Source organism: Actinomycetospora sp., from assembly GCF_055612215.1.
Genome location: NZ_JBVPVA010000015.1, coordinates 1 through 10,465 on the forward strand (window position 1 = coordinate 1; position 10,465 = coordinate 10,465).

11 protein-coding genes and 1 tRNA gene are annotated in these 10,465 nt (G+C 75.4%); 2 read left to right on the forward strand and 10 right to left on the reverse strand.

From position 1 onward, the window contains the following. Positions 1–59: 59 nt before the first annotated feature. Entirely contained in the window at positions 60–860 is an 801-nt protein-coding gene (locus AC0CYZ_RS00290) for a Bax inhibitor-1/YccA family protein (RefSeq protein WP_472210852.1), read from the reverse strand. Between the two features lie 213 nt (positions 861–1,073). On the opposite strand from AC0CYZ_RS00290, the gene AC0CYZ_RS00295 reads away from it, so the two are divergent. Continuing rightward, on the forward strand, positions 1,074–1,325 hold the full coding sequence (locus AC0CYZ_RS00295; protein ID WP_472210855.1) for an antitoxin: 252 nt from the start codon (positions 1,074–1,076) through the stop codon (positions 1,323–1,325). A gap of 73 nt (positions 1,326–1,398) precedes the next feature. Here the strand turns inward: AC0CYZ_RS00295 and AC0CYZ_RS00300 are convergent, their stop codons facing one another. The 8 genes from AC0CYZ_RS00300 to eno all read right to left on the reverse strand — a co-directional run bounded on the left by AC0CYZ_RS00300 (position 1,399) and on the right by eno (position 9,470). Then, the gene (locus tag AC0CYZ_RS00300; RefSeq protein ID WP_472210858.1) at positions 1,399–3,732 is read right to left on the reverse strand and encodes a SpoIIE family protein phosphatase; all 2,334 of its coding nucleotides are present in this window, start codon (positions 3,730–3,732) and stop codon (positions 1,399–1,401) included. 85 nt (positions 3,733–3,817) lie between these two features. Then, complete coding sequence (locus AC0CYZ_RS00305; protein WP_472210862.1) at positions 3,818–4,732, reverse strand: PIG-L deacetylase family protein; 915 nt, start codon at positions 4,730–4,732, stop codon at positions 3,818–3,820. Between the two features lie 267 nt (positions 4,733–4,999). Continuing rightward, positions 5,000–5,073, reverse strand: a tRNA-Leu gene (locus AC0CYZ_RS00310). Positions 5,074–5,086: 13 nt separating this feature from the next. Further along, complete coding sequence (locus tag AC0CYZ_RS00315; RefSeq protein ID WP_472210865.1) at positions 5,087–5,818, reverse strand: uracil-DNA glycosylase; 732 nt, start codon at positions 5,816–5,818, stop codon at positions 5,087–5,089. Further along, on the reverse strand, positions 5,815–6,822 hold the full coding sequence (locus AC0CYZ_RS00320) for a Ppx/GppA phosphatase family protein (protein ID WP_472210869.1): 1,008 nt from the start codon (positions 6,820–6,822) through the stop codon (positions 5,815–5,817). The genes AC0CYZ_RS00315 and AC0CYZ_RS00320 overlap by 4 nt, the downstream gene beginning before the upstream one ends. A gap of 96 nt (positions 6,823–6,918) precedes the next feature. Beyond that, positions 6,919–7,419, reverse strand: coding sequence for a DUF501 domain-containing protein (locus AC0CYZ_RS00325; RefSeq protein ID WP_472210881.1), 501 nt, complete (start codon positions 7,417–7,419; stop codon positions 6,919–6,921). Positions 7,420–7,433: 14 nt separating this feature from the next. Beyond that, positions 7,434–8,156 (reverse strand): FtsB family cell division protein, encoded by a 723-nt coding sequence (locus tag AC0CYZ_RS00330; protein ID WP_472210872.1) that lies wholly within the window; start codon positions 8,154–8,156, stop codon positions 7,434–7,436. A 27-nt stretch (positions 8,157–8,183) separates the two neighbouring features. Beyond that, positions 8,184–9,470, reverse strand: coding sequence for a phosphopyruvate hydratase (gene eno, locus AC0CYZ_RS00335; protein ID WP_472210875.1), 1,287 nt, complete (start codon positions 9,468–9,470; stop codon positions 8,184–8,186). A 293-nt stretch (positions 9,471–9,763) separates the two neighbouring features. Between eno and AC0CYZ_RS00340 the strand changes: the two genes are divergently transcribed. Further along, positions 9,764–10,129, forward strand: a complete 366-nt coding sequence (locus tag AC0CYZ_RS00340; protein ID WP_472210884.1) for a tetratricopeptide repeat protein — start codon at positions 9,764–9,766, stop codon at positions 10,127–10,129. Positions 10,130–10,240: 111 nt separating this feature from the next. Here the strand turns inward: AC0CYZ_RS00340 and AC0CYZ_RS00345 are convergent. Continuing rightward, the coding region (locus AC0CYZ_RS00345) for a DUF559 domain-containing protein (protein ID WP_472210878.1) at positions 10,241–10,465 on the reverse strand (225 nt) is incomplete at its 5' end.

The window sequence follows — 10,465 nt, forward strand, 5'->3', positions numbered from 1 at the left end:
GCGAAAGGCACCTCCGACCGTCCGTGCGGCCGAAGGTGCCCTCTCGCCCACCTGCGGAGCTAGTCGCGGAAGTAGCTCAGCAGGCGCAGGATCTCGATGTAGAGCCAGACCAGCGTCGTCATGAACCCGAAGGCCAGGTACCAGGCGAACCGCGCGGGCACGCCGGCCTTGACGGCCTGGTCGGCCTGGTCGAAGTCGAGCAGCAGCATGAACGCGCCGATCGCGATGCAGACCAGGCTGAAGACGATCGCGAGCGTGCCGCCCGAGCGCAGCCCCAGGCCGTCCTGGGTGAAGAAGCCGACGACGAGGTTGGCGAGCATGAGCACGATGACGCCGATCGCGGCACCGATGACCATCTTGGTGAGGCGCGGCGTGACGCGGATGGCGCCGGTCTTGTAGACGACCAGCATCCCGATGAACACGCCGACCACGCCGAGGATGGCCTGGAAGCCGATGCCCGCGTACTGGTTGCTCGACGCCTCGAGCGCCCCCGTCAGCGCGCCCAGGGCCATGCCCTCGGCCACCGAGTAGGTGAGCACCAGCGCGGGGTTGGTGCTCTGCTTGAAGATGATGATCAGCGCGACGACCAGGCCGACGATGAACCCGACGATCCCCAGCAGGTAGAGCCCGCTGATCGCGACGAGCACGCCGACGGCGATGGCGAGGACGGCGTTCAGCGCGGTCTTCTGGACGACGTCGTCGACGGTCAGGGGTCGGTCGGCGGCACCCGCCGTCGGCCTCGCGCCTCCCGGCATGCCGCCGAAGCCGCCGCCGAGACCGGCCGGCGCGTCCCCGAACCGCGCATACCCGCCCGGCGACGTCGGCAGGTTGCGGAACGCCGGGTTGCTGCTCGTGCGCACTCGTCCTCCACTCTGGCCACGAGGGACGGTCACTCCTCGACCGTTCCCATCCTGCTCAACGCGCGAGACCCGGTCGAGGTTCCCCGCCGGGTAAAAACCTGTTTACCATGACGCGGGTCACGGAGCGGCCGACCCGGATGGGGCGCTCGGGTGTCGATGCGCGCGGGCGGGGAACCCTCTGCGCGATCGGAACCCGACGACCAGGAGGACACCGTGGCAGGGCTCGGCGACATGGTGAACAAGGCCAAGGAGTGGGCCGGGGACAACCCGGAGAAGGCCGACTCGTTCGTCGACAAGGGTGGCGACGCCCTCAAGGGCAAGTTCGCCGGCCACGACGAGCAGTTCGACCAGGCGGGCGACAAGGCCAAGGACTTCCTGCACGGCGGCGAGAACCCGCCGCCGCCGCAGGGTGAGCAGCCGCCTCCGCCGCCGCAGGGCGAGCAGCCGCCGCCCCCGCCGCAGTAGGACGCCTCACGCCTCCGGCCGGCGGGCCACCCGGGTCCGCCGGCCGACGCGTGTCGGGCGGGCCGCGCGGCGGTCAGTGCCCCAGCCGGATGGCCAGCAGCACGGCGTCGTCGCGCAGGCCGTCGGCGCCGAGGACGTCGAGCACCTTGTCGCAGAGCGCCCCGACGTCCTCGACGTCGGTCTCGGCGGCGAGGGTCCGCGCGAGCAGCTCGGTGCGCTCGTCCGGGTCGTTCCCCGGGCTCTCGATGAGGCCGTCGGTGTGCAGCACGAGCACGTCGCCTGGGCGGCACCGCACCTCGGTGCAGTCCCGCGTCGCGTCCCGCACGGCGCCGATCAGCGGCGAGAGGTTTCCGGTGAGGAGCTCGACGGTGCCGTCCCCGCGGCGCAGCAGCGGCGGCGGATGCCCGGCGTTGCAGTATCCGAGGACCCAGCCGTCGTCGTCGGTCGCCCGTTCGAGCCGCCCGAAGACCGCGGTCGCCATCGCCGCCATCCCCAGCCCCTGGACGAGGTCGTTGCACCGGGCGATGACGGCATCGGGCCCGAGGCCCTCCCAGGCGTAGGAGCGCAGCACACCGCGGAGCTCGCCCATCGCCGCCGCGGCCCGCAGGTCGTGGCCCACCACGTCGCCGACCGCGACCCCGACCGCGCCGTCGGGCAGCGGCAGCAGGTCGTACCAGTCGCCACCGACCTGCGCGCCGTCGGTGGCGGCGAGGTAGCGCGACGCCACGGTCAGGCCGGGGACCTCGGGCACCGCGGGCAGCAGGCTGCGCTGCAGGGTCTCCGCCGCGCCGTGCTCGCGCGCGTAGAGGCGGGCGTTGTCGACGGCGAGACCGGCGCGTGCGGCGAGGTCGCTCGCGAGGTAGAGGTCGCGCTGGGAGTAGCGCCGGCCGTAGGGCAGCTCGGTGCCGAGGGTCAGCGCGCCCAGCACCTGGCCGCGGGCCCGCAGCGGCACCACGATCGCCGAGCGCGGGCGCAACTGCTCGTAGAGCGCCATGAGGTCCGGCTCGCCGCGCAGCCCCTCCGGGCGCACGGGCAGCTCCGGCAGCAGCGACGGCGCCCCGCCGGCGAGCACCCGGTCGACCGGGTCGTCGCCGTCCTCGGTCGGGGTGATCCAGCGTCCGAGCGTGCCGACGGTCTCGGTCTTGGTGTCGTCGCGGTGGTTGACCGCCACCCGGTGCGACGACGTCGGGAGCCCGACCTCGTCGAGCAGGTCGACGCAGCAGTAGTCGGCCAGCGAGGGCACGACGATGCGGGCCAGTGCCCGCGCGGCCCCGCCGGCGTCCAGCGACGCCGTCATCGCCGCGGTCGAGTCGGTGAGCAGGCGCAGCTGCTCGCGGGTCTCCTCGGCCGCGGCGAGCGCCGCGCGGCGCTCGTTCTCGACCATGACCCGCTCGGTGACGTCGGCCTGGACGCCGACGAAGTTGACGACGTTGCCCGAGCCGTCGAACACCGGGGAGATCGAGACCTGGTTCCAGAAGGCGGTGCCGTCGCGCCGGTAGTTGAGCAGCACCTCGGTGATCGGCCGCTCGTCGGCCAGCGCGCTGCGGATGCGCGAGATCGACGTCGGGTCGGTGTTGGGGCCCTGCAGGAAGCGGCAGTTGCGGCCGAGGACCTCGTCGAGGTCGTACCCGGTGAGCCGCGTGAACGCCGGGTTCACCCAGACCAGCGGGTTCTGGTCGCGCGCGGGGTCGGAGATCGTGAACGACAGCTCGGTGGCGACGACCGCCCGGTCGCGCATCATCTCGAGGTGACGCTGCGCGCCGGCCCCGGAGAGCGCGAGGAACACCACCAGGGCGAGCCGGCGGCGCTCGTCGTCGTCGGCCTCCGAGAGCGGGAAGCCGGTGACCCAGAGCAGGCGCCCCTCGGCCTCCTCGCGCTCCTCCTCGGTGGCCTCCGAGCCGCGGCGGGCGGCGTCGGACACCGCGACCGGCTCCCCGGAGACCGGCATGCCCTGCGCGACGCGCGACAACGGCGAGGCGGTGTCGCGCATCGGGCGCCCGGACAGGTCGGTGAGCCCCGCGGCCTCGCTCCACGCGTCGATGTCGAGCGGGAGCTGCGCGCGGCCGCCGGTCAGTTCCTGCGCGGAGCCGTTGGCGTAGGTGACGGTGCCGGCGTCGAGGTCGATGAGGGCCACGGCCGCCGGCGCGGTGTGCAGCACCTGCGGGAGGTCGCCCCGGGAGACGTCGACCGTGACGGTGTCGCGCACGCGGGCCGCCTCGTCGGCCATGCCCCCGTCGGCCAGGGCGTCCCCGGGCCGGTGCGCCCCGTCGCCCTGCGCACTGTCGGTGCGTGTCCGGTCACCGTGCGCACCCCCGGCCCCCTCGACGCCGGCGTCCGACGCCGGCTCGTGCTCGTCCGGACGCGACGTCACCACCTCCACGCCGTCGCCGTTCACCCTCCCGGTCACCCGGTGAAGCCTAGCCACCGGAGCGGATGTCGGCCCGACACGCCACCGGACGGTGGGACGGCCACGGCCCGGGAACGGAACGCGGTCACACCAGGAAGACCTCACGCGGTCCCGGCGCCGACCCGTCCGGCAGCTCGAGCTCGTGCCGCACGCCCTCCGCGTCGGCGAGCGCGGCCCGGAACGCCTGACTGGCGGCGTGCTTGCGGGCGATCACCGTGTCGCTGAGCACGATCTGGCGGGCCCGCCGCCACGGCACCTCGTCCGAGTCGGGTCCCGCCCAGGTCCAGGCCCGGTCCAGCCAGCGCACGAGCCGGACGCGGTAGGCCGCCGTCACGATCTCCGCGGCGCGCCCGGCCGCCTCGTGGTCGTCGTCCCCGTCGCCGGACCACGGCGCGAGCACGCACAGCCCGGACCGGTCGTCGGCGAACCCGACGATCTCGCTGATGGCGCCGACGACATCGGCCTCGACCTCGGCGACGCCGCCGTCGGGCAGGCCGAGCCGGTGCCGGCGCACGACGGTGAGCCCGAGCGCGCGGTAGGCGGCCTCCGCCGCGGCCTCGTCGGGGTCGACGGCGTCCTCGCCGGGGCCGTCGGGGCCGTCCGGGTCGTCGTCGGCGCCCTCCAGGCCGTCGTCGAGCCGTCCGGCCAGGATGTCGTCGAGGGTGAACGTCCCGGGGGCGTCGTCCGCCCCGGGCAGCGGGCTGCCGGCGGGCGGCGTCGAGCAGGTGCGGGTGGGGCGTTCGGTGAGACTGAGGACGTCGACCTCGGCGTGGCGCGACGCGAGGCGGCGCAGCAGTCCCCCGGCCGCGCGGATCTCGTCGCGGGGGTGCGGGGCGACCACGACGATGCGCCGGCAGGCGCGCAGGGTGAGCGGGCGCAGCGACTCGAGCGCCTGCCACGGCGGGCGGAGGACGGGCACCTCCGGGCCGGGCGGGGGCAGCTCGCCCGCGCGTCGCGGACCGCCGTGCGCGGGCCGCGAGGCGTCGTCGGAGTCAGCCACTCTGCTCACCTCCCTGCGCCGGATTCTGACGCACACGTCTCCCCCGTTCGGAGCAGCGCGCGGGCAGGAACGCCGAACGGTCAGAGCCGGGACGCAAGCGGTCACACGACGTGCGACGCGCCTGGTGTCCGGGGTCGATCGTGGCCCGGTCGGGTGAGGAGCCGGCGTCGGCGAGCTCTCCGGGGAGTGACGGCCGCGTGAACGGGGGGCCGCGCCCCGGCGGACGGGCGGTGCCGCGGGGGATGCCACGGCGCGATCGAAGCCCGGTGCCCCCGGTGGGACTCGAACCCACACTGCGGCGATTTTAAGTCGCCTGCCTCTGCCGATTGGGCTACAGGGGCGTGCCCGCGAACCCTACTGCGTCAGGCCCGCCGCCCCCGCGGCCCGCGACAGGACCGCCTCGAGCATGGCGGGGGTGAGGCGACCGGTGAAGGTGTTCTGCTGGCTGACGTGGTAGCAGCCGAACACCTCCAGGGGCAGGCGGTCGTCACGCGGCTCGAGGGTGACGTGCGCGCCGTGCCCGAACGCGGGCCGCGGGCGCGGCACCACCCACCCGGCGTCGAGCACGGGCAGCAGGGCCTGCCAGCCCCAGCCGCCGAGGACGACGACGGCGCGGGCGTCGCCGAGCAGCGCGAGCTCCCGCTCCAGGAACGGCCGGCACGTGTCCCGCTCGCCGGGCGTCGGCTTGTTCGCGGGCGGCGCGCAGCGGACCGGCGCGACGAGGCGCACCCCGAAGACCTCCAGCCCGTCGCCGACGTGGGTCGCGGTGGGCTGCGAGGCGAGCCCGACGGCGTGCAGGGCGGCGTAGAGCACGTCGCCGCTGCGGTCGCCGGTGAACATCCGCCCGGTGCGGTTGCCCCCGTGGGCGGCAGGCGCGAGCCCGACGACGAGCAGCCGGGCGTCGGCGGGGCCGAACCCCGGCACCGGGCGGCCCCAGTAGGTCCAGTCGCGGTAGGCGGCGCGCTTCTCCCGGGCCACCTCCTCGCGCCACGCCACGAGCCGGGGGCACGCGCGGCAGTCGGCGATCTCGGCGTCGAGCGCGGACAGGGCGGCGCTCCCGGCCCGCCCGGCGTCGGCGGTCGTCACGCCTCCGGGTCCGGCTCGGGCGCGCGACCCCGCCCCCGGTCGCTCAGTCCCAGTGCGCACTCGCGGGCGATGCCGTCGAGGATGTCGTGCTCGGAGATGACCAGCTCGGTGATGCCGGCTCGTTCGGCGAGCTCGTCGGCGAGGACCCGGACGACGAGGGACCCGGCGCCGATGACGTCGACCCGCCCGGGGTGCATCGGGCCGAGGGCCGCCCGCTCGTCGCGCGGCATCGCCTCGAGGCGGCGGCAGGTGGCCCGGACGTCGTCGAGCCCGAGGCGGGCGAGGTGGATGCGCTCGGCGTCGTACGTGCGCAGGTCCATGGCGACCGCGGCGATGGTGGTGGCCGTGCCCGCGACCGCCACCCAGGTCTGGGCCTGCCCGACGTCGACCGTCTCGAAGGCCGCCGCGAGCGTGGCGCGCGTGAAGTCCTCGGCCTCGCGGACCTGCGCGTCGGTCGGCGGGTCGTCGTGCAGGAACTTCTCGGCCAGGCGCACGCAGCCGACGTTCGACGAGTACGCCGCCGCGACGTCGGCGGTGACCGCGTCCCAGGTGCCGGTGACGAGCTCGGTCGAGCCGCCCCCGACGTCGGCGACGACGAAGGGGCCCTCGTCCGGGTCGAGGTCGGCGACGGCCCCGGCGAAGGACAGGCGCGCCTCCTCGTCGCCGGTGATCACCTCGGCCTCGACGCCGAGGATCTCGCGGACCATCCCGAAGAACTCGTCGCGGTTCTCCGCGTCGCGGGTGGCGGAGGTGGCACAGAGGCGCACCGTCGTCGTCGACGTCCGGCGCAGCATCTCGCCGTAGGCGTAGAGCGCCTCGCGGGTGCGTTCGAGCGATTCCGGGGCCAGCCGGTGGGTGGCGTCGACGCCCTGCCCGAGGCGGTTGACCCGCATCTCGCGGTGCACGTCGCGCAGCCACTGCGAGCCGTCCTCCCGGACGGTGACGTCGGCGACGAGCAGCCGGATCGAGTTGGTCCCGCAGTCGATGGCCGCGACGCGCGGCATGGGCACTCCCTGACGTCGTGGCGGCGGAGGCTGGTCGCGCCCGGAACGCTAGCAAGGCGGGCGCTCCCGCGCGGGGGACCGGTCACCGGGCCGGCGTCACGACCCGGCGGGGCTCTCCACGCACGGCCCGGCGGCCCACCACTCGGGCAGCAGCGCGAGGGTCTCGTCGCCGACCGGGTTCACCCCGGGGCCGACGGCGAGGGTGTGCGCGACGTGCACGTGCAGGCACTTCACGCGGTCCGGCATGCCGCCGGCGCTGACCTCGGTGCCCAGCGGCTCGATCGCGTCGCGCTCGGCGAGGTAGGCGCGGTGGGCGGCCTCGTAGGCGGCGGCGAAGTCCGGGTCGGTCGCCAGCCGCTCGGTCTGGGTCCGCATCAGCCCCTCGGCCTCCAGCGTGCCGATCCGGGAGGTGAGCCGGGGGCAGGTCGCGTAGTACAGGGTCGGGAACGGCGTGCCGTCCTCGAGGCGCGGCGCGGTCTGCACCGTCGACGGCAGTCCGCACGGGCAGCGGTGCGCGACCGCGCGCAGCCCGCGGGGCGCCCGCCCGATCTGGGCCCCGACGGCCTCGCGGTCGCCCTCGCGCAGCGGCTCGACCATGGGGACGTCAGCAGTCACCGCGGGGTGCCGAGGGTGCCGCGGGCCACGCGGGTGTACCAGGGCAGGTCGGCCTCCGACGGCGCCAGCGCGGCGCCGGTGTCCGCCACGTGCCCGTTCGCCGCGTCGCCGGGCAGCTCCACGCGGTAGGGCGTCTCGCCGGGACGGGCGTACCCGAGGCGCGCGCGGGCCAGCGCCTCGACGTGGGCCGGGTCGTCCATCGCGGAGCGCTCGGCCCGCAGCGAGGCGGCCTCGGCGTCGAGGTGGCGCTGCTGCTCGGCGACCGCCGCCAGCTCGTGGCGCTGGGAGACGTAGTTGCGCAGCGGCACCGCGACCGTGAGCGCCAGGGCGCAGACGACGACGGCGAGCAGGGCCGCCCGCCGCGCGGTGGACAGCCCGAGGGCCCCTCGCGTGGCCCGGGCCGCGCGGGCGGCCGCCTGCGCCGCGGCGGGCGCACCGGCGCCGCGGCGCTGCGAGAGCGGGTGACGACGCAGCGCGGTGCGCTGGGCATCGCGCCGCGGACCCTGGCGGGCCCGGACGCGGGTGCGCGGACGCGAGGGTGCCGCCGTCGTCGTGGCGCCCGGAGCGACGGCGGTGGCGGCGGTCGTCGTGCCCGGGGCGGCGGCACCCGCCGTGGTACCCGCACCCGCCGTCGTCCCCGCACCCGTCGTCGCGCGAGCCCCGCCCGACCGGCGGCGCGGGGCCGGGTCGGGCGGTGACGGGCGGGGCCGGGTCGGCACGGTCTCGGGTCCCTCCGGGTCCTTCGGTCAGCTCTCCGGGTCGAAGCGCGGGAAGGCGAGGTCGCCGGCGTAGCGCGCGGCGTCGCCGAGGGCCTCCTCGATGCGCAGCAGCTGGTTGTACTTCGCCACGCGCTCCGAGCGCGCCGGGGCGCCGGTCTTGATCTGGCCGCAGTTCGTGGCGACGGCGAGGTCGGCGATCGTCGTGTCCTCGGTCTCGCCGGAGCGGTGGCTCATCATGCAGCGGTAGCCGTACTGCTGCGCGAGGCTCATCGCGTCGAGGGTCTCCGAGAGCGTCCCGATCTGGTTGACCTTGACGAGCAGGGCGTTCGCGGCGCGCCGCTCGATGCCCTCCTCGAGCCGCTCGATGTTGGTGACGAAGAGGTCGTCGCCGACGATCTGGACGCGGTCGCCGATGTCGGCGGTGAGCCGGCTCCAGCCCTCCCAGTCGTTCTCCCCGAGGGGGTCCTCGATCGAGACCAGCGGGTACGCGTCGAGCAGCTCGCCGTAGTAGGAGCTCATCTGCGCAGCGCTGCGCTTCTGGCCCTCGAAGGTGTAGGTGCCGTCGGAGAAGAGCTCGCTCGCGGCCACGTCGAGCGCGAGGACGACGTCGCGCCCCAGCGTGAGCCCGGCCTGGCCGACCGCGCTCGAGATGAGGTCCAGCGCCTCGCGGTTGTTCGGCAGCGACGGCGCGAACCCGCCCTCGTCGCCCAGCCCCGTCGACAGGCCGTTCTTCTTGAGCACCGCCTTGAGCGCCTGGTACACCTCGGCGCCCCAGCGCAGGGCCTCGCGGAAGGTGTCCGCACCGATCGGGGCGATCATGAACTCCTGGACGTCGACGCCGGAGTCGGCGTGGGCGCCGCCGTTGAGGATGTTCATCATCGGCACCGGGAGCACGTGCGCATTCGGGCCGCCGATGTAGCGGAAGAGGTCCAGCTCGGCCGACTCCGCCGCCGCACGCGCGACCGCGAGACTCACCCCGAGCAGCGCGTTCGCGCCGAGCCGCGACTTGTCGGGAGTGCCGTCGAGGTCGATCAGCTTCTGGTCGACCACCCGCTGCTCGGTGGCGTCCATCCCGACGAGGCCGGGCCCGATCTCGTCGAGCACCCCGCCGACGGCCTTCTCGACGCCCTTGCCGAGGTACCGGCTCCGGTCGCCGTCCCGGAGCTCGACGGCCTCGTGCTCACCGGTGCTCGCGCCCGAGGGGACCGCGGCGCGGGTGAGGGTGCCGTCGTCGAGCGCCACCTCCACCTCCACCGTCGGGGTCCCCCGGGAGTCCAGGATCTCCCGGGCGCCGACCTGCTCGATGACCGCCACGGATCGGCCTCCTCCTGCTCGCGACTGTTGCTGACTGCGCTCGGATCGGGGCGGATGCTATCTGCCGCGACCACGGGACGGGGTGAGGCACGGCGTGGGCCACGTCGCCCTGCGTACCGGCCCGGCCACCCGGGTGGCTGACACGGTCCGGTCTCGCGTCGCACGCGCCGGGGACCTACCGTGCGGGAATGTCGTCGTCGCGGGGATCGGAACGGGACGGGGCCGGACCCGGCGGCGGTGTGCCGTCCGTGGGTCCGGGCGACGCGCCGGACCCCGGGCCGCCCGGCGGCGGCATGGTGACGGCGTTCCGCCGGGCCGAGCAGCTCCTCGAGCACCGGCGCCCGCTGGACGCGCTGAAGGCCCTCGCGCCGCTGCTCGAGGCGGAGTCCGACGCGGCCTCGGTCCACCTGCTCGCGGCGCGCGCCTACCTGGCGTCGGCCCAGTTCCGCCGCGCCGAGGCCGCGTTCCTCCGGGTGCTGGAGATCGACCCCGCGGACCACTACGCCCGCTTCGCCCTCGGCCGCACGTTGCAGCGGCAGTCGCGGCTGGAGGAGGCCCGCGCCCAGCTCCGCATGGCCGCCGCGATGACCCCGCGCCCCGAGTACCAGGAGGCGCTGGGCGAGGTCAGCGCCTCGATCGCGGTGCGGCGGGGGGCCTGAGGGGGCTGCCCGGCGGCCGGCTCCGCGGTCCGGCTCCGCGAGGGAGTCACTGCATGGCGAGCGGATCTCCGCCGGGCGTGTGGCGACTCCCTGATCATGCTCCGCCGGGGCTCACGTGATCTTGCGGAGGATCCGGGCGGCGAGCGCGTCGGCGAGCCGCGGGTCGAGCACCTGGGCGGCCCCGATGCGGATGATCTCCCACCCGGCGTCGTCCAGGGCCGCGTCGCGCAGCTGGTCGCGGTTCTGGCCGGTGATCGTCCGGTGCTCGGGGCCGTCGTACTCCACTCCGACCTTGCGCCGGCCCGCCGGCACGTCCGGCCAGCCGAGGTCGAGCCA